Raw genomic sequence first — 25,113 nt, 5'->3', positions numbered from 1 at the left:
GCCGCGGGGTTGGCGGGGGCGCTGGGGCTCTCCGGGGATTTCCTCGCCACGCGGGTGTCGTACGAACTGGACCTGACGGGGCCGGCGATGACGGTGCAGACGGCGTGTTCCACGTCGTTGGTGGCGTTGCACCTGGCCTGTCAGTCGCTGCTCGCGGGCGAGTGCGACCTGGCGCTCGCGGGAGGTGTGTCCATCCGCACGCCGCAGCTGGGGGCGCATCGCAAACTTGAGGGCGGCATCCTGGCGCCGGATGGGCGCTGCCGGCCGTTCGACGTGAACGCGGCGGGGACGACGGTGGGCAATGGCGTGGGGATGCTGGTGCTCAAGAGGCTGGCGGATGCGGTGGCGGACCGGGACAGCATCCGCGCCATCGTGCTGGGCACGGCGTTGAACAACGACGGGGGGGCGAAGACGGGGTTCGCGGCGCCTTCGGTGCAGGGACAGGCGGCGGTCATCCGCGAGGCGCTGTCGGTGGCGGGAGTCGCGCCGTCCGACGTGTCCTATGTGGAGGCGCACGGGACGGCGACGGCGTTGGGGGATCCGATTGAGGTCGCGGCGCTCAAGCAGGTGTTCCAGGGGGCTCCTCCGGGCGCGTGTGGCCTGGGCGCGGTGAAGAGCAACTTCGGACACCTGGACGCGGCGGCGGGCGTGGCGGGGGTGATCAAGACGGTGCTGTCGATGGAGCACCGCACGCTGCCTCCGACGCTGCACTTCACGAAGCCGCATCCAATGTTGGAGCTGGAGGGCAGTCCCTTCCAGGTGGTGGGGAGCACGCGTGCTTGGGAGGGCCCGCTGCCGCTGCGCGCGGGGGTGACGGCGCTGGGGATTGGAGGCACGAACGCGCACGTGGTGTTGCAGGAGGCGCCGGCTCTTCCGGAGACGGATGCGCCCCGGCGCGGGGAAGAGGTGCTGCTCTTGTCCGCGAAGACGGAGGGCGCGCTGGAGCGGATGACCGCGGCGCTCGCGGAGCGCATGCAGAGGGCTTCGGGTGCCTGGCTCGCGGACGTCGCTCATACGTTGCAGGTGGGGCGTGCGCGCTTCGCGTGGCGCCGCTTCGTCGTGGTCCGACAGGGTGAGGACGCGGTGGCGTTGCTGGAGGGGCGGTCCTCTGCCGGTGAGGATGCGCCTCCTCGGATCCGCACCGTGCTCGACGAGGGCGAGTCTCGCGGCGTGGCCTTCCTGTTCCCGGGCGGCGGTGCGCAGCGGGTGAACATGGGCGAGGCGTTCCTTCGCGAGCCCGCGTTCCGCGCTGCCATCGACACGTGCGCGGAGTTGCTTCGCGGTCCCATGGGCGCGGACCTCCGCGACATCCTCTTCGCCGGACCCGAGCGCTTCGACGAAGCGGCCCGTGAGCTGGACCGGCCGCTGTGGTCTCAGCCCGCGTTGTTCGTCTGCGACTGGGCGCTCGCTCAGTTGTGGCTGTCGTGGGGCGTGAAGCCGGAAGCGTTGCTGGGGCACTCGCTCGGCGAATACGTGGCCGCGTGCCTCGCGGGTGTGTTCACGCTGGAGGAGGCGCTGGGGCTCGTGGTTGCTCGCGGACGCTTGATGGAGGCGATGCCACCGGGCGGGATGCTGTCGGTGCTCGCGTCCGTGGAGCAGGTCTCGGAGCTCATGGGGCCGGCCGTGTCGGTGGCGGCCATCAACGGCCCGGAGACCTGTGTCCTCTCCGGCCCGTTGCCGGAGCTGGAGGCGGCGGAGCAGGCGCTGACGGCGCGGGGCATCGAGCACAAGCGGGTGCGCTACGCGCGCGCCGCGCACTCCTCCATGATGGAGCCTTACCTGGAAGGCTTCGCTCGGGAAGTGGCCCGCGTGAAGCTCCGCGCGCCCTCGCTGCCCGTCGTGTCCAGCCTCACCGGCCGGTGGCTCCAGGAGCGCGAGGCGACGTCACCTGACTATTGGGTCCGGCACCTGCGGCACACGGTCCGCTTCTCCGACGCGCTGGGTTGCCTGCTGGAGTCCGGGGACCGTGCATTGATTGAAGTGGGTCCGGGCACGACGCTCACCGCGCTCGCGCGGCAGCATCCGGCGCGCAAGAAGCAGCCCGTGCTGGCCACCCTGCCGACGAAGGGCGACGCGTCCGGGAGCGCCCTGGCGGCATTGGGCGAAGCGTGGGCCGCGGGCGTGGACGTGGACTGGGAACACATCCGGGACGGCGAGCGGCGTCGGCGCGTGGACCTGCCGACCTACAGCTTCGACCGTGAGCACTACAGCCTGGACGCCGCCGCGCCGAGCCCCGTCGCACGCGACGCCATGGCGGCCAAGGCGAAGGCGACCGGATCCTCGAAGCCGAAGGCGCAGGCTCCCCGTCGCGGTGAGCGCGTGGCGCCCCGTGACGCCACGGAGCAGTCCCTGGTCGAGTGCTTCCAGACGCTGTTCCGCCTGGATGACGTGGGCATCCACGACGACTTCTTCGCGTTGGGCGGCGACTCGCTGGTCGCGCTCCGGCTGCTCGCGATGATCTCCGAGCGCTTCGGCAAGCGGCTCGCGCTGAAGGAGATGCTGACCGCGCCCACGGTGGAGCTGTTGGCGCGGAAGCTGGGAGGACGGGAGGAGGGCCGGTCCCTGCCACCCGGGGTCGCGCTGCTCCAGCAGGGCACTCGCGGTCCGCCGCTCTTCTTCGTGCACGCGGCCGGAGGCCAGCCGGTGTTCTACCGAGACCTGGCGCGCGCCATCGACGCGGGCCGGACCGCCTACGCCTTCGAGTCCCGGGGTCTGGAGCCAGACGGACCGCTGCACACGTCCGTCGACGAGATGGCGACGGCCTACCTGGAGGGCCTGCGCGCGTTGCAGCCCGTGGGGCCGTACCTGCTGGTGGGAGCGTCGTTCGGCGGCGCGGTCGTCTACGAGATGGCCCGCCGGCTGACGGCGGAAGGCCACGCGGTGCCGCTGTGCGCGATGCTCGACACGCCGGGTCCTGGGGACATCGCCCGGGCCCGGGTAGGCGGAGTGGGCTTCGCGCAGGAGCAGGTCCTCGCGGATCCGGAGCAGCAGCGGCGCTACGTGCGCGTCTGGGAGGCGAACATGACGGCCCTGCGCGACTACCCCATGCCCCGCTTCGAGGGGGGCATCCTCCAGTTCTTCCGCGCGGCGACTGTCATCGAGCACATGCCGAAGCACGTGGAGCTCGAATGGCTGGATTCGGGCGCGGTGGTCCGGGTGGAGACCGTGCCCGGCGACCACCAGTCGATGCTCACGGGCGGGAACGCCGAAGGGCTGGGCGCGAAGCTCGCGGCGCTCCTTCCGTGAACGAGGCGCTCAGCTGGAGCCTGGACGGCCGCGCCGCTGAGCCATGCGCCGCAGGTTGTCTCGCCGCTGCGCGCCCGGGTCCTGCGCGGGCGCGGGAGCCGCCGCCGGTGGCGAGTCCTTCGGTGGTGACAGATGCCCTGCGAGCGCGCGCACCGTGGGGTACTGGAAGAGCGTGACCAGCGGGACCTTGCGGCCCACCAGCGCTTCCAACTTCGCGTGCACGGACTGGAGCAGCAGCGAGTTGCCGCCCAGGTCGAAGAAGTTGTCGCTCGCTCCCACGCGCTCCAGCCCCAGCACTTCGGCCCAGAGCGCGGCCAGCGTCTGCTCCAAGCCGGCTTCGGGGACGCGATAGTCCTCGCTCAGTTCGGGCCGGTGCACGTCCGGTGCGGGCAGGGCCTTGCGGTCCAGCTTGCCGTTCGCGGTGAGCGGCAGCCGCTCCAGCACCACGAACGCCGACGGAACCGCGTGCTCCGCGAGCGACCGCCGCAGCGAGGCCCGCAGCGCGTCTACCGTGAACGCGGCCCCTTCGCGGAGCACCAGATACGCGACCAACCGTCGTTGTCCCGGTACGTCCTCGCGCACCTGCGCCACCGCTTCCTTCACCGGGGGCTGCGAGAGCAGCGCGGCCTCCACCTCGCCCATTTCGATGCGGAAGCCCCGCAGCTTCACCTGTGAGTCCGCGCGGCCCCGGAACTCCAGCGTCCCGTCCGCGAGCCACCGCACCACGTCGCCCGTGCGGTACAGGCGCGCGCCGGGTTCGCGGGAGAACGGATCCGGTCCGAAGCGCTCCGCTGTGAGCGCGGGCTGACCCAGGTATCCGCGCGCAACCTGGGCGCCTCCCAGGAACAGCTCGCCCCACAGGCCCACCGGCACGGGCTGTCCAGCGCCATCCAGCACGTACACGCGCACGTTGGGCTCCGGGCTGCCGATGGGAGGCAGCAGTCCTTCGGCCGCTTCGGGCTTCACGACGCCAGAGGTCGCGATGACGGTGTTCTCCGTGGGGCCGTAGCAGTTGAGCCACTGTCCCGGAACGGAGGGCCCCGGACGGCGGTGCATCACGTCGCCGGCCACGTGCACCCGGCGCAGCGGCATGCCGGACGGCCATGGCTGCTCCAGCGCCGCCTCCGCCATGGGCGTGGGCAGTGTGGTGAGAGTGATGCCTTCCGCCGCGAGCCACCGCACCAGCCGGGCGGGCTCCGCACGTACCTCGTCCGTGGGCAGGTGGAGGCTGGCGCCATGCGTGAGCGACGGCCAGGTTTCGAAGACGGTCGCGTCGAACGCGAGCCCCGTCAGCAGCGTGGCCCGGTCTCCCGGTTCAATCCCCGCCGCCGTGCCGAGCCCTGCGACGAGGTTCGCCAGCGTGCCGTGTGTCACCGCGACGCCCTTGGGCCGGCCGGTGCTGCCCGACGTATAGATGACGTAGGCCATCGCCTCCGCGTGCAGTGTCACGCCGGGCGCGGTGATTGGCTGCGTCTCCAGCGCGGGCTCCGCGTCCAGGCAGAGCACTCGCACGCCGCATCCCTCGAAGCGGGAGGCGAAGGCCTGCTGGGTGACGACGATATGCGCGCCACTGTCCGTGAGCACGTGCCGCCACCAGGCCTCCGGCCACGTCAGGTCCATGGGCAGGTAGGCCCCGCCCGATTTGAGGATGCCCAGCGCGCCCCACACGTAGCCAGGCGTGCGGTCCACGCACAGGGCGACCATGGTCTCCGGCTTCACGTCCTGCGCACGCAGCAGGTTCGCGAGCTGGTTCGACCGGGCCTCCAGTTCCCTAAACGTCAGCCGCTGCCCGTCGCCCGCCAGCGCGAGCGCCTCCGGCCTCAGCCGTGCCTGCTCCGCGATGCGCGTGGGGACGCGCAGGTCCGCGGGGACATCGAGCGCGGTGTCGTTCCACTCGACGAGGACCTGCTGGCGCTCCGCTTCTGTCAGCAGCGACAGCGACGCGAGCGGACGCTCCGGGTTTCGCGTCACCTGCTCCAGCAGACGCAGGTAGTGCCCGGCCATGCGCTCCACTGTCGCCGCGTCGAAGAGCGCGGTGTTGTATTCCCAGTGCGTCAGCAACCCGGTGGCGGATTCGCGCATGAACAGCGTGAGGTCGTGCTTCGCGAGCCCTGGATCGAAGGGCACCGGCGCTGTCTCCAGTCCTCGCAGGGGGAAGCCGGGGAAGTCCTTGAAGAGGGCGAACACGGCCTGGAACACAGGCGTGCGGCTCAGGTCTCGCGGTGTCTGGAGCGCGTCGACCAGTTGTTCGAAGGGCACCTCCTGGTGCGCGTACGCGCCCAGGCACGTCTCGCGAACACGGGCGAGGAGGACCTGGAAGGACTCGGCGCCGGAGACCTTCACGCGCAGGGGCAGGGCGTTGACGAAGAAGCCGATGAGCCCCTCCACCTCGCGGTGGTTTCGGCCGGAGATGGGGGAGCCGACCACCACGTCGTCCTGGCCGCTGTAGCGCGACAGCAGGGCATGGAAGCCCGCGAGTAGCGCCATGAAGGACGTGACGCCCTGCTGGTGACACAGTTCGCGCACGGCGGCGTCCACCGCGGCGGGGATCCGCACCATGTGGGCCGCGCCCGCCTGGGCCTGCACGGGCGGACGAGGCCGGTCGGTGGGCAGCTCCAGCGCATGGGGCGCCCCGTTCAGCTGCCGCTTCCACCACGCGAGCTGCGCATCGAGCCCTTCGCCCTGCAACGTCGCGCGCTGCCAGCGGGCGTAGTCCGTGTATCGGATGGGCAGTGGCGGCAGGCGCGGCGTCTGGTTCCGGGTGAAGGCGTCGTAGAGGATGCCCAGCTCGCGCCCCATCACGTCCGTGGACCAGCCGTCCGTGATGATGTGATGCATGAGCAGGAAGAGCGCGTGGTCCTCCGCGTCCAGCCTCAGCAGCGTCGCCGTCAGCAGGGGGCCCGTGCGCAGGTCGAAGACGTGGCGCATCCGCTCCTCGGCCCGCTGGCGCAGGACGGTGTCGCGCTGCTGGGGCGGAACGTCCTCCAGCCGCTCGAAGGCGAGCGCGAAGGGAACCGTCGGCAGGACGCGCTGAACGGGCTGGCCGTTCTCCTCCGCGAACACCGTGCGCAGGGACTCGTGACGGTCGATGAGCGCCGCGAGTGACCGCTCCAGCGCGGCCACGTCGAGCGGTCCCTTGCACCGGATGAACAGCGGGACGTTGAAGGCGAACCCGCCCGGTGCGAGCGCGTCGATGAACCACAGCCGCTGCTGCGGGAAGGACTGGGGCGCGGAGTTTCCGGCCTCGGTGCGCACCAGGGGCGGTGCCTGGAGGGGGTGGGCTTCCTGGCGCAGGGCTTCGATTCGAGCAGCCAGCTCCGCGAGCGTCGGGGCTTCGAAGAGCACGCGCACGGGCAGCTCCATCTGAAGCGACTCACGCAGACGGGAGGCCACCTGGGTCGCGAGCAGCGAGTGGCCGCCCAGTTCGAAGAAGTGGTCCTGCGCACCCACGCGCGGCACGCCGAGCAGCGGTGCCCAGATGTCCGCGATGAGCTTCTCCACCGCGGAGACCGGGGCCACGTAGACGGTCCCGGGGATGGCCTCTTCCGTCGGAACGGGCAGGCCGTTGCGGTTCACCTTGCCACTGGGCGTCAGGGGCAGCGAATCCATGCGCACCAGCGCCGAAGGCACCATGTACTCCGGCAGCCGTCGCGCCAGTGCTTGCCTCAGCGCCTCCGCGGAGAAGGCTGTTTCCGGTTGCACCACGTAGGCCACCAGTCGCTTGAAGCCTGGGGTGTCCTCGCGCAACACGACGACCACGTCCTGCACATCAGGCAGGGCGCGCAGGGCTGACTCCACTTCGCCCAACTCGACGCGGAAGCCACGCAGCTTCACCTGGCCGTCCAGACGGCCGAGGAACTCCAGTTGTCCATCCGCGAGCCAGCGGGCCTTGTCGCCCGTGCGGTAGAGGCGTGCGCCCGGCGTGGCGCTGAAGGGGGAGGGCACGAAGCGCTCCGCGGTGAGGTCCGGTCGGTTGTGGTAGCCGTGCGCGAGCCCTTCGCCTCCGATGAACACCTCTCCTGGGACGCCGACGGGGCTCGGATTCCCGCGGGCATCCAGGACGTAGGTCTGGACGTTGGTCAGCGGCGTTCCCACCGAAGGAAGCGCGGGCCAGGTGCTCGGAGATCCTGAAGCCCGCCATGCGCTGGCGGCGTGCGTCTCCGAAGGTCCGTATTGGTTTTCGAGGACGCAGCCGGGCAGCCGTTCGAAGAGGGAGACAAGAGCGGGCGTCACCTGGAGTTGTTCGCCCGCGGTGATGACCTCGTTGAGGGGAGGAAGTTCCGCAGTAGTGCGTGCCGCTTCGCTCAGCGACTGGAGCGCGACGAAGGGGAGGAAGAGACGCTCCACGCGGTGCTGGGTGAGGAAGCGCAGCAGCGCGGGTGGATCGCGGCGCAGTTCGGCGGAGCTGAGCAGCAGGCGGCCACCGATGCACCAGGTGCCGAAGATCTCCTGGAAGGAGACATCGAAGTTGAGCGAGGCGAACTGGAGCGTGGTGGCTTCCGCATGGACGGCGCGGCGGATCTGCCACGCGAGCATGTTTCCGATGCCCCGGTGGGACATGGCGATGCCCTTGGGCCTGCCGGTGCTGCCCGAGGTGAAGACGACGTAGCAGACCGCTTCAGGTGACAGCCTCATGTTCGGAGACGACGTGGGGCGCGAGGCCAGCGAGACGGTCTCCATCATCACGATGCGCGCGGAGGTGTTCGGTGGCAGCGCCCGCACGAAGCCCTCATGTGCGAGGACGACCGGAGCACGCGTGTCCTCCACCATCAGGGCCAGACGCTCGGCCGGATAGTTCGGATCCAGTGGGACGTAGGCAGCGCCGGCCTTGAGGGTGGCGAGGACGGCGACGGGCATGTCGAGGCTGGAGCGCTCCAGGCACAGCCCGACGGAGCTTCCCGGTGTGACGCCCAGGGCGATGAGGTGATGGGCGAACTGATTGGCGCGCGCATCCAGTTGCGCGTAGGTCAGCGACTCCGCTCCATTCGTCACCGCGACCGCTGCCGGTGTCCGAGCGACCTGCGCCTCCACCCAGCGGTGCATGAGGCCCGGCTCGAAAGAGAGGTCCTTCGCGGCGTTCCACGTCACGACGACCTGCTGCCGTTCCTCTTCGGAGAGGAGCGGCAGGGCCGACAGGGGCTGCTCGGGATGGCGGACCGCTCCTTGGAGCATTCGCACGTAGTGCCCGGCCATCCGGGTGAGGGTCGCCTCCTCGAAGAGGGCGGTGTTGTACTCCCAGAAGGCCGTCAGCCCCTGCTCCGACTCGCGCACGAAGAGCATGAGGTCGAAGCGGGAGACGCCCGTCTGGAAGGGGACGTCCTCCGCTTGGAGCCCGGGCAACGAGAAGGGGACAGCCGCCTGTTGCAGGACGAAGAGGGCCTGGACCAGCGGCGCGCGGCTCAGGTCGCGTGGCGGCTTGAGCGCCTCCACGATTTGTTCGAACGGCAGGTCCTGATGCGCGAAGGCGCCCAGGCAGCTCTCGCGCACGCCGCGCAACAGGTGGCGGAAGGAGCGCGTTCCAACGACATCCGCGCGCAGAGCGAGCGTGTTGACGAAGAGGCCGAGCAGTCCTTCCACCTCACGGCGGTTTCGTCCGGAGATGGGCGAGCCGACCACCACGTCGTCCTGGCCGCTGTAGCGCGCGAGCAGGGCCTGGAATCCCGCCAGCAGCGTCATGAACAGCGTGGTGCCCTCGCGCTGGCCCATGGCGACGAGGGCGCTGGTCAGCGCGGGTGGCAGGGGGACTTCGATGTACGCGCCCTGGAAGGTCTGCACGGGCGGACGCGGCTTGTCGGTGGGCAGGTCCAGCACGGGCGGTGCCCCCGCGAGCTGCTCGCGCCACCACGCCAACTGTTCTTCCAGCACGTCGCCCTGCAACCACGCGCGCTGCCACAGCGCGTAGTCCGCGTACTGGATGGAAATGGGCGGGAGCGCGGCCTCCGTGCCCTGGCGCCGGGCGAGGTAGAGCGCATCCAGCTCCCGTTGGAGCAAGGCGATGGACCAGCCGTCGAAGACGCTGTGATGGAAGTTGAGGATGAGGACCTGATCCTCGTCCGCGATCCGTAGCAGCGTGGCTCGGATCAGGGGGCCTCGCCGCAGGTCGAACGGTACATGCGCTTCGGCCTCCACCTGGCGCTGGAGCGGAATGCGCGGATCCACGTCCACCTGCTTCAGGGTGAGCTTCCACGCGGGCCTGATGCGTTGCGCCGGCTGGCCGTCCACTTCGTCGAACGTGGTGCGCAGGACCTCGTGACGGTGGATGAGGACGTTGAGCGAGTCTTCCAGCGCGTGCGTGTCCAGCCGTCCCCGCAGCCGGGTGACCAGGGGCAGGTTGTAGGCGTGCGCGCTGGTGTCCAGCTGCGAGACGAACCACAGCCGCTGCTGGGAGAACGACTGCGGAACGAGCTCGCCGCGAAGCTGGGGGACCAGCGGCGGGACGGCCTTCCGGTTCGCGCCGTGAAGATGCTCCTCCAGCCGCGCGGCGAGCTGCGCGACGGTCGGCGCCTCGAAGAGGACCCGGAGGGACACGTCCACCTGGAAGGCCTCCCGCAGCCGGGAGACCACCTGGGTTGCGAGCAGCGAGTGCCCACCCAGTTCGAAGAAGTGGTCCTGCAGGCCCACGCGCGGCACCACGAGCAGGGACGCCCAGATGTCGGCGATCACCTTCTCTACCGCCGTCATGGGGGCCAGGAACCCGGAGTCGTCCGCGGCTTCCTCCTTGGGCGCGGGCAGACCGTTGCGGTTCACCTTGCCGCTCGGGCCCAGCGGTAGCGCGTCCATGCGCACCAGGGCGGAGGGCACCATGTGCTCCGGCAGCCGTCGCGCCAGTGCCTGCCTCAGCGCCTCCGGTGAGAAGGATGCCTCCGGCTGGACCACGTAGGCCACCAGCCGCTTGTGGCCCGGTGTGTCCTCGCGCACCACGACGACCACGTCGCGTACGTCGGGCAGGATGCGCAGGGCCGCTTCCACTTCGCCCAGCTCGACGCGGAAGCCGCGCAGCTTCACCTGCCCGTCCAGGCGGCCGAGGAACTCCAGCTGTCCATCCGCGAGCCAGCGGGCCTTGTCTCCCGTGCGGTAGAGGCGTGCGCCCGGCGTGGGTCCAAACGGAGAGGGGATGAAGCGCTCCGCGGTGAGGTCTGGTCGGCCGTGGTAGCCGTGCGCGAGTCCTTCACCGCCCACATACAGCTCGCCCGGAACCCCGACTGGGCAGGGTTCGCGGCGCGGGTCCAACACGTAGGCCTGGACTGAAGGCAGCGGCGTTCCCACCGGAGGCAGGGCGGGCCACGTGCTCGGGACACCCGACGCACGCCACGCGGAGACCGCATGGGTCTCCGAAGGGCCGTACTGGTTTTCGAGGACGCAGCCGGGCAGGCGTTCGAAGAGAGCGACGAGAGCGGGCGTCACCTGGAGTTGTTCGCCCGCGGTGATGACCTCGTTGAGCGGGGGCAGATCCGTCGCGGTGCGGGCTGCTTCGCTCAGCGACTGGAGCGCGACGAAGGGGAGGAAGAGACGCTCCACGCGGTGCTGGGTGAGGAAGCGCAGCAGCGCGGGTGGATCGCGGCGCAGTTCGGCGGAGCTGAGCAGCAGGCGGCCACCGATGCACCAGGTGCCGAAGATCTCCTGGAACGAGACGTCGAAGTTGAGAGAGGCGAACTGGAGCGTGGTGGCTTCGGCGCGGACCGCGCGCTGGGTCTGCCACGCGAGCATGTTGCCGATGCCCCGGTGGGACATGGCGATGCCCTTGGGCCTGCCGGTGCTGCCCGAGGTGAAGACGACGTAGCAGACCGCTTCGGGGGACAGCCTCACGTTCGGAGACGCGGTGGATCGGGAGGCCAGCGAAACGGTCTCCATCGTCACGATGCGCGCGGAGGTGTCCGGCGGAAGTGCCCGCACGAAGCCCTCATGCGCAAGGACGACCGGAGCGCGCGTGTCCTCCACCATCAGGGCCAGACGCTCGGCCGGATAGTTCGGATCCAGTGGGACGTAGGCGGCACCGGCCTTGAGGGTGGCGAGGACGGCGACGGGCATGTCCAGGTTGGAGCGTTCCAGGCACAACCCGACGGAGCTGCCCGGCGCGACGCCCAGGGCAATGAGGTGATGCGCGAGCTGATTGGCGCGCGTATCCAGTCGCGCGTAGGTCAGCGACTCCGCTCCATTCGTCACCGCGACAGCTTCCGGTGTCCGTGCGACCTGTGCCTCCACCCAGGCGTGGATCAGCCCCGGCGTGGGAAGCCGCTCCTCACGGTTGTTCCATGCGACCAGGAGTTGATCGCGTTCCTCCCGCGACAGGAGCGACAGGTCCGCCAAGGGCAGCTCGGGGTTCGCGGTGACGCATTCGAGCAGCCGCACGTAGTGCCCGGCCATCCGGGCGAGGGTCGTCTCCTCGAAGAGGGCGGTGTTGTATTCCCAGTAGGCGACGAGCCCTTGCGGCGTCTGCCGCATGAACAGCATGAGGTCGAAGCGGGAGACGCCCGACTGGAACGGGAAGTCCTCCACCGCGAGGCCGGGCAGTGAGAGCGGCGTCGCGGCCCGCTGCAGGACGAACATCGTCTGCACCAGGGGCGTCCGGCTCAGGTCGCGCGGAGGCTTCAGCGCGTCCACGAGCTGTTCGAACGGCAGGTCCTGGTGCGCGAAGGCACCCAGGCAGCTCTCCCGCACGCCGCGCAGCAGCTGCCGGAAGGAGCGCGTGCCAGAGACATCCGCGCGCAGGGCGAGCGTGTTGACGAAGAAGCCGATGAGTCCTTCCACCTCACGGCGATTGCGGCCGGAGATAGGCGAGCCGACGACGACGTCCTCCTGGCCGCTGTAGCGCGCGAGCAGGGCCTGGAATCCCGCCAGCAACGTCATGAACAGCGTGGCGCCTTCGCGCTGTCCCAGCAGTTGGAGCGAGCCGTGGAGGGGCTGGGGCAGCAGCACCTCGAAGTTCGCGCCCTGGAAGGTCTGCACGGGCGGACGTGGCTTGTCGGTGGGCAGGTCCAGCACGGGCGGTGCTCCCGCCAGCGCTTCACGCCACCATGCGAGCTGGTCCTCCAGTTCCTCCCCCTGGAACGACTCACGCTGCCACCGCGCGTAGTCCACGTATTGGAGGGACAGGGGCGGCAATGTGCTCTGGCCGTGCGCGGGATAGAGCGCATTCAACTCGCGCTGGAGCACGTCGATGGACCACCCGTCGAAGACGATGTGGTGGATGACGAGCATCAACACATGGTCGTCATCCGCGACGCGCAGGAGCAGCCCCCTCTTCAGCGGGCCTCGCCGCAGGTCGAACGGGCGCCGAGCCTCCATGGCCAACTGCTCCGGGAGCTTCGCGGCCTCCACGTCCGTCCGCGCCAACGTGAAGTTCCATGCCAGCCCGATGCGCTGCACCGGCTGACCATCCACCTCGTCGAACGTGGTGCGCAGGACCGCGTGCCGCCGGATGATCTCCGCGAGGCTCTGCTCCAGCGCATTCGCGTCCAGCGCGCCCCGCAGCCGGGTGACCAGGGGCACGTTGTAGGAGTACCCCAGCGTGTCGAGCTGCGAGATGAACCACAGCCGCTGCTGCGCGAACGACTGCGGCAACCAACCATCCTGAGGACCGGGAACCAGCGGGAGGGACTGGATCCGGCTGCTCTCCCTCCGCAGCGCATCGATGCGCGCCGCGAGGCTGGTGACCGTGGGCGCCTCGAACAGCGCTCGCACGGACACATCCACCTGGAAGGTCTCCCTCAACCGGGAGGTGACCTGTGTGGCGAGCAGCGAGTGCCCACCCAGTTCGAAGAAGGAGTCCTGCGTGCCCACGCGCGTGCGACCCAGCAGCGCGGCCCAGACCTCGGCCACCGCAGTCTCCGTCGGGGTGACCGGCGCCACGTAGCCTTCCTCCGCGAGCGTGTCGCCCACGGGCGTGGCGAGCGCCCTTCGGTCCACCTTGCCCACGGGCGTCAGCGGCAGCCGGTCCAGCTTCACGAAGGCGGACGGGACCAGCGGCGCAGGCAGCTGGGCGGACAGGCGCGAACGCAGCGTGCTCACGTCCACGCTCGTGCCGGTCACATAGGCCACCAGCCGCTTGTCGCCGGGCGCGTACTCGCGTACCTCCGCCACGGCGTCCTCCACGCCGGACAGGTGGCGCAGGGCGGTTTCAATCTCCCCCAGTTCGATGCGGAAGCCGCGCAGCTTCACCTGCGTGTCCGCGCGCCCCATGAAGGCAAGCTCGCCGGAAGGCAGCCACCGAGCACGGTCGCCCGTGCGGTACAGCCGGGCACCGGGGACGTCGCTGCACGGATGGGGCACGAAGCGGTCCGCGGTGAGCTCCGGCCGGTCCAGGTAGCCCCACGCGAGACCGTCGCCTCCCACGTACAGGTCGCCCACGACGCCGGGCGGCACCGGCTCCAGGCGCGCGTCCAGCACCAGCGCCTGGGAGTTCTCCAGCGGACGGCCAATGGGCACGGGCATCCGCGCATCCAGGTCCCGCTTCACCTGATACGTGGCGGAGAACGTGGTGTTCTCCGTGGGGCCGTAGCCGTTGATGACCGCTCGGCCCGCGTCCAGCAGCTTGCGCGCGGCCAGAGGGGACAGCACGTCGCCGCCCGCGAGCACCTGCCCCACGCGAGCGAGCGCCGCAGGCCGGTTCATTGCCATCTGCTCGAAGAACGCCGTGGTGAGGAACAGCACGCTGATGCGCTCGCGCTCCAGCGTGGCTTCCAGCTCCTCCAGCGACGGCGTCACCGGTGGATAGAGGAACAGCTTCGCGCCGCTGAGCAGCGCTCCCCACAGCTCCAACGTCGCTGCGTCGAACGACGTGGTGGCCAGCTGGAGGACGACGTCTTCGGCGCTGAACCGGACATAGGACACGCCCTTCACCAGCCGCGTCACGGCCCGGTGGGGAACGCCCACGCCCTTGGGCTGCCCGGTGCTCCCGGACGTGTACATGACGTACGCGAGCGCATCGGCGGGGACGTGCACCTCGGGCGCTGCCTTCGGTTGAGCCTCGAAGGTCCGCCAGGACGGGTCGAGCACCACGACCCGTGAGGCCAAACCCTTCAGCGAGGACTCGCGTCCTTGCTCCAACAGGAGCACGGTGATGCGGGCGTCGCGTGCCATGAGCTCCAGGCGCTCGGGGGGATAGCCCGGATCCAGCGGCACGTACGCGCCCCCCGCTTTGAGGATGGCGAGCGTCGCCACGACCATCTCCAGCGACCGGCCCGCGCACAGGCCCACCGGCGTTCCCAGCCGCACGCCCTGTCCACGCAGGTGATGCGCGAGTTGATTGGCCCGTGCTTCCACTTCCGCGTACGTGAGCCGTTGGCCTGCCGCCTCCACGGCCACTGCGCCGGGCGTTCGCGCGGCCTGCTCCGCGAAGAGCTCGGGCAGGGCCGCATCGCGCGGGTAGGGGACAGCGGCTCCCGTACCCTGGTCGAGCAGCTGTCTCCGTTCCTGTGCGGTGAGAAGCGGAAGCGTGGCCACGGGACGCTCCGGCTCCGCGACCGCGGCCTCCAGCAGGCGCGTGTAGTGCTCCGCGAAGCGCGCCACCGTCGCGGCGTCGAAGAGGTCGGTGCTGTACTCCCAGAGCCCCACGAGCCCTTCCGGCGTCTCGCGCAGGAAGACCGTGAGGTCCATTCGCGACACGCCCGGCTCGAAGTCCAGCTCGGAGGTGCGCAGCCCCTCCAGCTCCAGTGCGGGAACTGCCGAGTGCTGGAGCGTGAAGAACACCTGGAACAGGGGCGGACGGCTCAGGTCTCGCTCGGGCTGGAGTGCGTCCACCAGCTGCTCGAAGGGCACCTCCTGGTGCGCGTATGCGTCCAGGCACGTCTTGCGCACGCGGTGCAGCAGTTCTCCGAAGCCGAGCGCGCCTTCACCCCGCACGCGCAGGGGCAGGGTGTTGATGAAGAAGCCGATGAGCGGTTCCACCTCCTGGCGCGTGCGTCCGGAGATGGGGGAGCCGATGACGATGTCGTCCTGGCCGCTCAGCCGCGAGAGCAGCAGGTTCATCCCACCCAATAGCGCCATGAACAACGTGACGCCCTGCTTGCGGCACAGCGCTTCCAGCGCCTTGCCCAACCCCGGAGGCAGCGTGTGGCGGTACACCGCGCCCCGCGTGGACTGCGCGGCGGGTCGGGGGCGGTCCGTGGGCAGCTCCAACGCGGCGGGCGCTCCCGACAACTCACCTCGCCACCATTCCAGTTGCTGCTGGAGGTGCTCGCCCTGGAGCCACTGCCGCTGCCACACCGCATGATCCGCGTACTGCACCGGCAGCGCGGGCAGCACGGGAGTCGTACCGGCGCGATAGGCCACGTAGAGCGCTTGAAGCTCCCGCTCCATCACCGTGAGCGACCAGCCGTCGCAGCAGATGTGATGCAGCATCAGGAGCAGCACGTGCTCCGTTTCCCCCAGCCGCAAGAGTCGCACGCGCACCAACGGTCCCGCGCCCAGGTCGAAGGGCATGCGCGCCTCCGCCTCCGCGGCCTGTCGCAGGGCCTGCTCCCGTTCGGACGCGGGGATTGTCTCCAGTGACTCCACGTGCAGCGGCAGGGACAGCGACGGCGCGATCCGCTGCACCGGCTGCCCGTCCACGACGGCGAAGGTGGTGCGCAGCGCTTCGTGCCGCTCCACCAGCACGGCCAGCGCTCGCTCCAGCGCGGGGACGTCCAACGCGCCGGTGAGTCGCGCGAAGTACGGGACGTTGTAGGAGATGCCCCCGGGCGTGAGCTGCTCGATGAACCACATCCGCTGCTGCCCGAAGGAGAGCGGCAGCAGGGCGTCACGCGGGACGGGCACCACGGGCGGTGCTCGACGCCGGGGCCTCGCCGGGGACTTCGGCGCGGAGGCGGAAGGGGAGCCGGGGTGCTCGGTCGTCATGTCTCGCTCGGGGGGGAAAGCGGGGAAGGGGCCGCCCTCGGGGGCGGCTCGGCTCAAGCGGACTGCTCCTGGCGCAGTTCGTCGCACAGCGTGGCCACGGCCCGGAGCGTGTTGAACAGCTCCGCCATGGACACCTCCACGCCAAGCTCGCTCTCGATGCGGTTGGACAGGACCGTGGCCATCAGGGAGTTGCCGCCAATCTCCAGGAAGTGGTCCTCCGGGCGCACGACCTCCACGCCCAGCAACTCCTTCCACCACGACGCGAGCTTCGCTTCCGTGTCCGTGGGACTGGTGGCGTCTTCAGCGCTCGGGTTCATGGCCGTTCCTCCCGCCCGCTCACGCGGGCTTCAGCCTGTCGCGCAGCAGATACTTGCGCACCTTGCCGGTGGCCGTCTTGGGCATCTCGTCGATGAGGTCCAGGCGGTCCGGCCAGTACTGGTTGGACATGCCTTGCTGCTTGAGGTGGTCGCGCAGTTCGTTGAGCGTGGGCGGGGCCTCTCCCTCGCGCACCACGACAACGGCGCACACCCGCTCGCCGCCAATCTTGTCGTCCGAGTGCGCGACGACCGCGACCTCCTTCACCTTCGGATGCGAGTACAGCGCGGACTCCACCTCCACCACGGGGATCTTGTACCCGTACCGGAAGATGACGTCCTTCAGCCGCCCCACGATGCGGATGCCACCGCGCCCGTCGTCGCGCGCCAGGTCGCCCGTGTCGAACCAGCCCTCCGCGTCCGTCGCCGCGGCGTACACGTCGTCGCGCTTGAAGTAGGTGAGGCACTGGCTGGCGCCTCGCACCATCAGCCGCCCCGTCCCGTCCGGATACGGCGTGCCGTCCTCCGCGAGCGCGGGAACAATCTTCGTCTCCATCCACGCCACCGCGCGCCCGTCGCTCTGGCTGGGCCAGTCCGGTGCATCTTCATGCCGGGTGATGGTGACCGCGCCGTTCTCCGTCATGCCCCACAGCGTGTGCAGCCGCACGCCGAACACCTCGCGCACCGCCGCGATGAGGTGCGGTGGCACCGGGATGGAGCCCGTGGCCAGCTGCCGGAGCGAGGAGGTGTTCCGCTGGCGCTTTCGCTGCAACGCGATGAGGTTCATCAGGTACGTGGGAATGCCGTACGTGAACGTGACGCCGTGCTCCTCGAAGAGCTTGAGCGTCAGCTCCGGGTCGCCCACGTCCATGTAGATGGCCGTGGCCCCCAGGAGCATGGGCATCAGGTACGAATACGTGAACCCCGTGGACGCTGTCAGCAGCGACGGCAGCGCCACCACGTCCGTTCCGTCGATGCCCAGCGTGTCGCACAGCGCGCGCGTGATGCCGTAGTTCGTGTTGTGCGAGTGCACCACGCCCTTCGGCTCACCCGTGGTGCCGGACGTATAGAGGATGTTGCACACGTCGTCCGCGGCCGCCGGGGCCACGCCCTCTAGCGACGCTTCCTTCTCCCACTCGCGCTCGATGAAGTGGCGCTCGAAGTCCCGCTCGCCCGCTTGGAGGTCGGTGTTGCTGCCCAGCAGCACCCGGTGGCGCAGCGACGGCAGCACCCCCGCGATGTCGCGCGCCATGTCCCGGTGTGAGTGCCCCGTCCACGACGTGGGCCCCACGTACACGGAGGCCTCCGTGCGCCCGAGGATGAACTCCACCTCGCGCCGCCGGTAGTCCGGCGGAATGGGCGCGATGACGGCTCCCAACCTCGCGCACGCCAGCGCCAGCGCCGTGAAGTGCCACCCGTTGGGCAGCTGCACCGCGACGATGTCCTCGCGCCCCACGCCCAGCTCGCGCAGGCCCAGCGCGAACCGGTCCATGTATCGCGCCAGCTCCGCGTACGTCAGCCGCGTGATGTCCTTGGAAAAATACCGTGCGGCGATGATCGCGGTCTTGTCCGGGTGCGCCTGGACGCAGCGACGCAGATCGTCAACCACCGTGGTGTCACGCCACCAACCCTTTCGGCGGTACTCCGAACCCTTCTCCAATGCCGCTGCGTTATGGAAACGCTGCCCCATGCGAAGGTCTCCTCCGAGTGACGCGAAACCGGGGAATGCCTGGCCGTCCGCGCGTGTAACACCGCGAGATTACCGGGCAAGACGGTTTTTTCTTGTACGTCTATATCTTGAGAAAATCCGCGTTGACGGCGCATGATGCGATTTCCTAGGGTGTCTCACAACAGCCGGATTCCGGGGCTGTAACAGCGACGCTACGGGCATGACTTTCTCGGCGAATCCAACGACCCCCGGGCTGTCGCGCGACGCGCGGACGCCAGATGAACCCACGGCCTCCGGTGGCCCGGTGGCGCCTGCCCGCACCAGTGACGGGGTTGCGGGCGCCGCGTCGGATGCGGGGCTGGCGTTGCTGCCGCGGCGGGCCCTGCGGATCCGGCGGACCATCGTGCGGCTGGCGGCGACACCGTCGGGCTGTCACCTGGGCGGCTCGCTGTCGATGGTGGAGATTCTGGTGGCGCTGCTGGGCCGGGTGATGCGCGTGGATCCGCGCGCGCCGAAGTCACCGGAGCGCGACCACCTCATCCTGTCCAAGGGGCACGCGGCGGCGGGGCTCTACGCGGCGCTGGCGGAGTTCGGCTTCGTGGACGTGGAGACGCTGGTGCGCGAGTACAACGCGGACGGCAGCATCTTCACCGGCCACGTGAACGCGGCGGTGCCGGGTGTGGAGTTCGCCACCGGCAGCCTGGGCCATGGGCTGGGGTTGGGCGTGGGGCTGACGCTCGGGCATGTGCTGCGCGGGGAACCCAACCGCACCTTCGTCGTCTGCGGCGACGGAGAGATGGGCGAGGGCTCCAACTGGGAAGCGCTCCAGGTGGCGTCGCACCGCAAGCTCACCGGCCTGACGCTGATCATCGACCGCAACGGCGGACAGAACGACGGCCCCACCGAGTCCATCCTGTCGCAGGAGGCGCTGGTGCAGAGGCTGGACGCGTTCGGCTTCCAGTCGCTGGAGGTGGACGGGCACGACCTGCCCGCATTGGTGGCCGCGCTGGAGGCGCCCGTCGTGGGTGGCCGTCCGCGAGCCATCGTCGCCCGGACGCGCAAGGGCGCGGGCGTGCCGATGCTCAAGGGCAAGGGGCCGCACTACGCGGTGTTCTCACCGGAGCACCTGCGCAGGGCGCTCGCGTCGCTGGGGGAGGACGGCCAGTGAGCGCGTCGCTCGAGTCGGCGGTGGACCTGGCCCGGGAGCCGGAGGCGTGGCTCGCCGCGCACCCGGAGCTGTCCAGCCGGCTGGTGTTCCGGCACGCGGCGGCGCGCTTCGCGGAAGAGGACGCGCGCGTCGTCTTCCTGGAGGCGGACCTGGGCGGCGGAGGCGATCCGTTCGAGTCGCGCCACCCCCAGCGCTACTTCAACCTGGGCATCTGCGAGGCCACCATGCTGGACATGGCGTGTGGCCTGGCGCACGGCGGACACACCGTCATCGCGCACAGCTTCGCGGCGTTCGGCGTGATGCGCGCGTGCGAGCAGGTGCGGCTGAACCTGGCCTATTCGCGCGCCAACGTGAAGCTGGTGTGCGACTACGGCGGCGTGGCGGGCGCCTTCTTCGGCCCCACGCACCACGCCATCGAAGACCTGGCCGTGCTGCGCGCGATGCCCAACCTCACCGTGGTGTCGCCCGCGGACGGCCTGGAGACGGTGCACGCCACGCGCGCGATGCTCCAGCACGACGGACCGGTGTACCTGCGGCTGGGCCGCAACCGAGTCACCCGGCTGGACGTCCCGCGCCCGCCGTTCGAACTGGGCCGCGCGGCGCTCCTGCGCGAGGGCGACGACGTGGGGCTTCTGGCGCACGGCGAAGTGGGCGTGTCCGTGGCGCTGGATGCCGCGAAGCTCCTGGATGCACAAGGTGTCTCCGCGCGCGTGCTCAACGTGCACACGCTGAAGCCGCTGGACGAGGAGGCGGTGCGCGAGACGGCGGCGCGCACGCGGCTCCTGGTGACGGTGGAGGAGCACAACGTGCTGGGCGGACTGGGCAGCGCGGTGTGCGAGACGGTGTGCTCGCTGGACCTGCAACGGCGCGTGCTGCGCGTGGGCTTGCAGGACCGGTACGACTCTCGCGCCGGTTCGCACGAGGCCTTGCTCAAGGGCCATGGGTTGGAGGGCGGGCAGGTGGCCGAGCGCATCCTGGGAGTGCTCCCAAGAACACCGGTGTTTGCCGTGGAATCCGCAACGAGGAGGGACTGACATGCAGGTCCAGAACCCGAACCCGATGACGCAGTCCGTGCCGCCGGAGCAGTGCCCGCTGTGCGCGCAGCCGGTGCCGGGCGGCAACCGGCTGGTGGGCGAGGTGCTCTCCTGTGGCGGCTGTTCCGCCGAGCTGGAGGTGGTGGGCGTCAACCCGCTGCGGCTCGAGGAAGCACCCGAGGTCGAGGAAGACTGGGGGGAGTAGCCCCGCGCCATGCGCAAGGTCGACCTCGTCTATACGCGCGTGCGCACCGAGGAGAAGCTCCTCCTCGAGGCGCTGCGCAGGCGCGACTGCGCCGTCAACCTGGTGCAGGACTCCGGGATGGTGCTGTCCATGGACCGGCAGCGCGTCACCGAGGCCGACACCGTGTTGATGCGCAGCATGTCCTTCACGCGTGCGCGCTACCTGGCCACGTTCCTGGAGATGAAGGGGCTGCGCGTGCTCAACAGCGCGAGGACCATCTCCCTGTGCGGGGACAAGGCGCTCACCAGCGCCGCGCTGGCCGCGAAGGGCGTGCCCATGCCGTGGTCCTTCGTGGCCTTCGACGAGGACGCGTGCCTGGAGGCGATTGAGAAGAAGGGCTACCCGGTGGTGACCAAGCCCGTGCTGGGCAGCTGGGGCCGGATGGTGGCCCGGCTGGACTCGCGCTCCGCGGCGGAAGGCGTGCTGTCCACGCGCTTCGGCACCGGCGGCGCGCAGGACCACGTGGCGCTGGTGCAGGAGTACGTGGACAAGCCGGGCTACGACTTGCGCGTCTACGTCATCGGCCGCGCGGTGGGTGGCCTCAGGCGGCGCTCCGAGCATTGGATCACCAACACCGCGCGCGGCGCCGTGCCGGAGCGCTACGAGGTGCCGGTGGTGCACGCGAAGCTGGCGGAGGCCGCGGCGGAGGCGGTGGGCGGGGACATGGTGGCGGTGGACCTGCTGGAGACGCGCGGCGGCGACATCTACGTCAACGAAATCAACCACTGCGTGGAGTTCGCGCGCAGCATCGACGAGACGGGCGTCCCGCTGCCGGACCTCATCGCGGAGTACGTCGCGTCCGGAGCCGGAGGAGCCCGGCGATGAGCGTGCGCGTGGCGGTGCTGGGAGCCGCGGGCTACACCGGCGGCGAGGTGCTGCGCCTGTTGCTCGCGCACCCGGCCGTGGAGGTGGTGCAGGCCACCTCCGGCCAGTTCGCCGGCAAGCGCCTGGACTTCCCGCATCCGCACCTGCGCGGAGTGGGTACGCTGCGCTACACGCCGCACGACGCGCTGGAGCCCTGCGACGTGCTGGTGAGCTGCATGCCTCAAGGCGAGCTGCTCCAGCGCTGGTCGAAGGTGTCGCGGCTGGCGGAGAGGGTGGTGGACCTGAGCGCGGACTTCCGCCTGGACGCCGCGGGGCACGCGCGCTGGTACGGCAAGCACCCGCGCCCGGATGACGTGCCCGCGTTCGTCTACGGACTTCCGGAGTGGATGGGAGACGCGCTGACGAACGCGCGCCACGTCGCGGTGCCCGGCTGCATGGCTCACGCGGGACTCCTGGCGCTGCTGCCGCTCCTGCACGCGGGGCTGGCGCGTCCGGACGTGCTGGTGGTGGACGCGAAGACGGGCTCGTCCGGAGGCGGCTCCACGCCGGACCGCTCCTCGCACCACCCGGAGCGGGCGAACGCGCTGCGCTGCTACAAGCCGGTGGGCCACCGGCACACGGGCGAGCTGGAGGGCGTGGTGGCGCGCGTCACCGGACAGCAGCCCACCATCCACTTCAGCGCCACGGCGGTGCCGGGTGTGCGCGGCATCCTCGCGACGGTGCACGCCTTCGCGGCGCGACCGGTGGAGGAGTCGGAGGTGGTGCGCGCCATCGCCACGCGCTACCGCGAGAAGCCCTTCGTGCGGCTGCTCCGGCCCAGCGCGTCCCTGTCTCCGTTCCCGGAGCCCGGGCCGCTCCTGGGCACGAACCACTGTGACTTGTCGGTGGACGTGGACTCGGAGCGGGGCCGCATCGTGGTGAACGCGGCCATCGACAACCTGGTGAAAGGTGCCGCCGGCACGGCGGTGCATGCGCTGAACCTGATGCTGGGCCGCCCGGAGACGGAAGGGCTGGGCTTCCGGGGCCTGCATCCGCTCTAGACCGCTTTCTGACTTCCGCTTTTTGACTCCGAGGAGCCTCACCCCATGAGCATCCTGAGCACGAAATCGAAGGCGGACGCGTCGCTGTCCCCCGGCGCGGCGTTCGCTGCGGCGGTGCAGAAGCACGGCACGCAGGCGCACGTGGACTACGACAACTCCATCGTGGACGCGTTCCCCGGCTTCAAGCGGCGTCCGCGCATCGCGGTGCGCGGCATGTTCAAGACGGCCAAGGCCGAGCGCGATCCGGTGCCCTTCTGGTACGAGACGCACCCCCAGGCGAAGCCCACCGGACCGGTGCAGGACGTGGACCTGCGCCCGGAAGCGGGCTTCGAGTTCCACCAGGACACGCAGGCGCTCAAGCCCACGCGCGCGTGGATCCAGGTGCCGCGCAACCTGCTGGAGGATTCCCAGTCGCTGGCGCAGTTCATCGACTTCCGGCTGCTGGTGCGCCTGAACACGGCGGAGAACCAGGCGCTGTGCATCGGCAAGGGTGGGGACGGCGTGCGGGGCCTGCTGCACACGCCGGGCATCGTGCGGCTGCCGGCGAAGAAGAACGCGGTGGCCTCGCTGCTCAACGCCTGCGCGCAGGTGGAGCAGATGGGCGGGTCCGCGGACGGCATCGTCATCAACTCGTTGGACTTCTACGAGCACCTGGTGGGCCAGCAGTCGCTCCTGTCGGACCTGGCCGCCATGGGCATCCGCCTGTGCCGCACGCGCATGGTGAACCCGGGCACCATCATCGTGGGGGACTTCACCGCCGCGGCGACGCTGTATGACAGCCAGCGCTCGGTCATCCGGTTCGCGGAGCCGCCGCCGGGCATCTTCCCGCGCGAGGGACTGGCCGCCTACGGCGAGGTCTACACGACGCTCGCGGTGCACCTGCCCACCCACTTCTTCGTGGCGTCGCTGACCTGATGGCCTCCGCGAGCGCGAAGGGCGAGGGCGCGCAGCTCACGGTCCTCTACATCACCGGCTGGTGCCGCAGCGGCAGCACCATCCTGGGCAACGTCCTCAACGAGGTGCCGGGCTTCTTCCACGTGGGGGAGCTGAGCTTCCTCTGGAAGAACGCGTACGGGAACGGCTCCAACACGTTGTGCGGCTGCGGCCAGCAGCTGTTGGAGTGCGGCATCTGGAACACGGTGTTGACCTCCGACGTGTCGGCGGGCCTGACGCCGCGCGCGCATGCGGCGGAGGTGGTGCTCAGGCAGCAAGCCGCCGTGCGCACGCGGCACACGCTGCGGGTGCTGGACGAGGCGGGGGATTCGCAGGCGCTCCAATCGCACGCGGACTTCCTCGCGCGGACGTACCGCACCATCGCGAGGGCGACGGGGAGCACGGTGCTGGTGGACAGCGGGAAGTTCCCGTCCGAGGCGGCGCTGCTGCCGCGAGTGGAGGGCATCCGGCCGCTGTACCTGCACCTGGTGCGCGACCCGCGCGCGGTGACGCACTCGTGGACGAAGACGAAGCAGTACGTCGTCCCCATGTCCGCCGCGCGCAGCACGGCGTACTGGCTGGGCTTCAACGCCGCGTCGGAGGAGGTGACGCGGAGGTTCCCCGCGCAGTCGCTCTTCCTGCGCTACGAGGACTTCATCGCCGCGCCGGACCGCGCCGTGGACACGGTGCTGGACCTGGCGGGCGTGCCACGCACGCAGAACCCGGTGAAGGGTCGCACGGTAATGCTGGGGAAGAACCACACCGTTACCGGCAACCCGGACCGCTTCCGCAGTGGCCCCACGCTCCTGCGCGGCGAGGACGACGCGTGGAAGGGGGAACTGGCCTCCGGAGCGAAGGCGCTCACCGTGGCGCTCGCGTGGCCGCTGATGGCGAAGTACGGGTACTTCAGAGGCGCACGGCGAGCTCCCATCGGAGGGGCCGCGCCGGGCGCGGGCGCGGAGCCTCGTTCCTGAGCCTCCGGACATGACCCCTGTCCTTGCGGATGCGAAGGCGAGAATCCGGCCAGCCCCCCGTCGGAGGCGTACCGAAAAAACCTGTCCGACAGTCGGACAGGTTCGGAGGCCCGTGGTGGGGAGCCTCCGGGCCAGCCAGGCTCCGGAAACCTGTCGGACAGTCGGACAGGTTCTAGAGAACCGGGGCCCGGGACCTCGTCCCGCCCGAGCCGAGGAATCCAGTCCGACAGTCGGACAGGTTTGGAGAACCAAGTACTTGAGGGCTGCCGCACCATCCGGGCAGCGGAAAGCTGTCGGACAGTCGGACCGATTTGGGAGAGCCGGGGCCTGGGACCTCGTCCCGCCCGAGCCTCGGAAACCTGTCGGACAGTCGGACCGGTTCGGGGGCCCGTGGTGGGGGCCATCGGTCCATCTGGGGCACGGGAACCGGTCGGACAGTCGGACCGATTTTGGCGCACCGCGGCTGGGAGGCTGCTGGTTCATCTGGGCTGCCGAAACCTGTCGGACAGTCGGACAGGTTTTGGAACGCCGTCGCTGGGGGGGCAGCCCGCTCCTGCCGGGCCTCGGCCTCTTGTCGGACAGTCGGACAGGTTTGGGCCGTGCCGGGCCGGAGGAGCGTAGGGATGTCCGGGAGGCTTGCGGGCCGTACCTCGGCGCGGGCGGGCTCACGAGGGACGGCCGGGCAGGGTTGGGGAGAGGGCTCCCTCAACCTGGCTCCGTCCGGCACGAAGTGGCCGGGATGGTGTCTGGGGCCTGCCGCGACGGGCCAATCGTCGGCGCTGGATCTTTTCGGAGATGACAGTTGCTGGGCGGGGGTCGGCGGGGGCGGGTC

The 25,113-nt window shown here is 70.2% G+C and carries 11 protein-coding genes; 8 read left to right on the top strand and 3 right to left on the bottom strand.

Going from position 1 to position 25,113, the window contains the following annotated elements:
- The coding region (locus D7X99_RS36400) for a type I polyketide synthase (RefSeq protein WP_121781772.1) at nucleotides 1-3,246 on the top strand (3,246 nt) is incomplete at its 5' end.
- 9 nt (nucleotides 3,247-3,255) lie between these two features.
- Here D7X99_RS36400 and D7X99_RS36395 read toward each other — a convergent pair.
- Genes D7X99_RS36395 through D7X99_RS36385 form a run of 3 tightly spaced genes read right to left on the bottom strand, consistent with a single transcriptional unit; the run spans nucleotide 3,256 to nucleotide 18,084 of the window.
- On the bottom strand, nucleotides 3,256-16,080 hold the full coding sequence (locus tag D7X99_RS36395; RefSeq protein ID WP_121781770.1) for a non-ribosomal peptide synthase/polyketide synthase: 12,825 nt from the start codon (nucleotides 16,078-16,080) through the stop codon (nucleotides 3,256-3,258).
- Between the two features lie 53 nt (nucleotides 16,081-16,133).
- On the bottom strand, nucleotides 16,134-16,397 hold the full coding sequence (locus D7X99_RS36390) for a phosphopantetheine-binding protein (RefSeq protein WP_121781769.1): 264 nt from the start codon (nucleotides 16,395-16,397) through the stop codon (nucleotides 16,134-16,136).
- Nucleotides 16,398-16,416: 19 nt separating this feature from the next.
- Nucleotides 16,417-18,084 carry an AMP-binding protein gene (locus tag D7X99_RS36385; protein WP_120581075.1) on the bottom strand — a complete coding sequence of 556 codons (1,668 nt, stop codon included), beginning with the start codon at nucleotides 18,082-18,084 and terminating at the stop codon, nucleotides 16,417-16,419.
- Nucleotides 18,085-18,283: 199 nt separating this feature from the next.
- Between D7X99_RS36385 and D7X99_RS36380 the strand changes: the two genes are divergently transcribed.
- Genes D7X99_RS36380 through D7X99_RS36350 form a run of 7 tightly spaced genes read left to right on the top strand, consistent with a single transcriptional unit; the run spans nucleotide 18,284 to nucleotide 24,281 of the window.
- Nucleotides 18,284-19,231 carry a 1-deoxy-D-xylulose-5-phosphate synthase N-terminal domain-containing protein gene (locus tag D7X99_RS36380; protein ID WP_121781768.1) on the top strand — a complete coding sequence of 316 codons (948 nt, stop codon included), beginning with the start codon at nucleotides 18,284-18,286 and terminating at the stop codon, nucleotides 19,229-19,231.
- Nucleotides 19,228-20,265 carry a transketolase family protein gene (locus D7X99_RS36375; RefSeq protein ID WP_121781767.1) on the top strand — a complete coding sequence of 346 codons (1,038 nt, stop codon included), beginning with the start codon at nucleotides 19,228-19,230 and terminating at the stop codon, nucleotides 20,263-20,265. The genes D7X99_RS36380 and D7X99_RS36375 overlap by 4 nt, the downstream gene beginning before the upstream one ends.
- Before the next feature lies 1 nt (nucleotide 20,266).
- Nucleotides 20,267-20,470: a lysine biosynthesis protein LysW gene (lysW, locus tag D7X99_RS36370; protein ID WP_199756413.1), complete on the top strand. Its 204-nt coding sequence runs from the start codon at nucleotides 20,267-20,269 to the stop codon at nucleotides 20,468-20,470.
- A gap of 9 nt (nucleotides 20,471-20,479) precedes the next feature.
- Entirely contained in the window at nucleotides 20,480-21,334 is an 855-nt protein-coding gene (locus D7X99_RS36365; protein ID WP_120581078.1) for a RimK family alpha-L-glutamate ligase, read from the top strand.
- On the top strand, nucleotides 21,331-22,374 hold the full coding sequence (argC, locus tag D7X99_RS36360; protein WP_121781766.1) for an N-acetyl-gamma-glutamyl-phosphate reductase: 1,044 nt from the start codon (nucleotides 21,331-21,333) through the stop codon (nucleotides 22,372-22,374). The genes D7X99_RS36365 and argC overlap by 4 nt, the downstream gene beginning before the upstream one ends.
- A 45-nt stretch (nucleotides 22,375-22,419) precedes the next feature.
- The gene (locus D7X99_RS36355) at nucleotides 22,420-23,289 is read left to right on the top strand and encodes a family 3 encapsulin nanocompartment shell protein (RefSeq protein WP_120581080.1); all 870 of its coding nucleotides are present in this window, start codon (nucleotides 22,420-22,422) and stop codon (nucleotides 23,287-23,289) included.
- Nucleotides 23,289-24,281, top strand: coding sequence for a sulfotransferase (locus D7X99_RS36350; RefSeq protein ID WP_121781765.1), 993 nt, complete (start codon nucleotides 23,289-23,291; stop codon nucleotides 24,279-24,281). Before D7X99_RS36355 ends, D7X99_RS36350 begins: the two co-directional genes overlap by 1 nt.
- Nucleotides 24,282-25,113: the final 832 nt, after the last annotated feature.

The sequence above is a fragment of the Corallococcus sp. AB032C genome, from assembly GCF_003668935.1.
GTDB lineage: Bacteria > Myxococcota > Myxococcia > Myxococcales > Myxococcaceae > Corallococcus > Corallococcus exiguus.
Note: the sequence above shows the minus strand (reverse complement) of the source record. Positions and strands in the feature narration are given on the sequence as shown.

Coding starts and splice junctions, on each gene's coding strand:
- D7X99_RS36355 (WP_120581080.1), top strand. CDS start 22,420: ATGAGCATCCTGAGCACGAAATCGAAGGCGGACGCGTCGCTGTCCCCC.
- D7X99_RS36395 (WP_121781770.1), bottom strand. CDS start 16,080: ATGACGACCGAGCACCCCGGCTCCCCTTCCGCCTCCGCGCCGAAGTCC.
- D7X99_RS36365 (WP_120581078.1), top strand. CDS start 20,480: ATGCGCAAGGTCGACCTCGTCTATACGCGCGTGCGCACCGAGGAGAAG.
- argC (WP_121781766.1), top strand. CDS start 21,331: ATGAGCGTGCGCGTGGCGGTGCTGGGAGCCGCGGGCTACACCGGCGGC.
- D7X99_RS36385 (WP_120581075.1), bottom strand. CDS start 18,084: ATGGGGCAGCGTTTCCATAACGCAGCGGCATTGGAGAAGGGTTCGGAG.
- D7X99_RS36350 (WP_121781765.1), top strand. CDS start 23,289: ATGGCCTCCGCGAGCGCGAAGGGCGAGGGCGCGCAGCTCACGGTCCTC.
- D7X99_RS36390 (WP_121781769.1), bottom strand. CDS start 16,397: ATGAACCCGAGCGCTGAAGACGCCACCAGTCCCACGGACACGGAAGCG.
- lysW (WP_199756413.1), top strand. CDS start 20,267: ATGCAGGTCCAGAACCCGAACCCGATGACGCAGTCCGTGCCGCCGGAG.
- D7X99_RS36380 (WP_121781768.1), top strand. CDS start 18,284: ATGACTTTCTCGGCGAATCCAACGACCCCCGGGCTGTCGCGCGACGCG.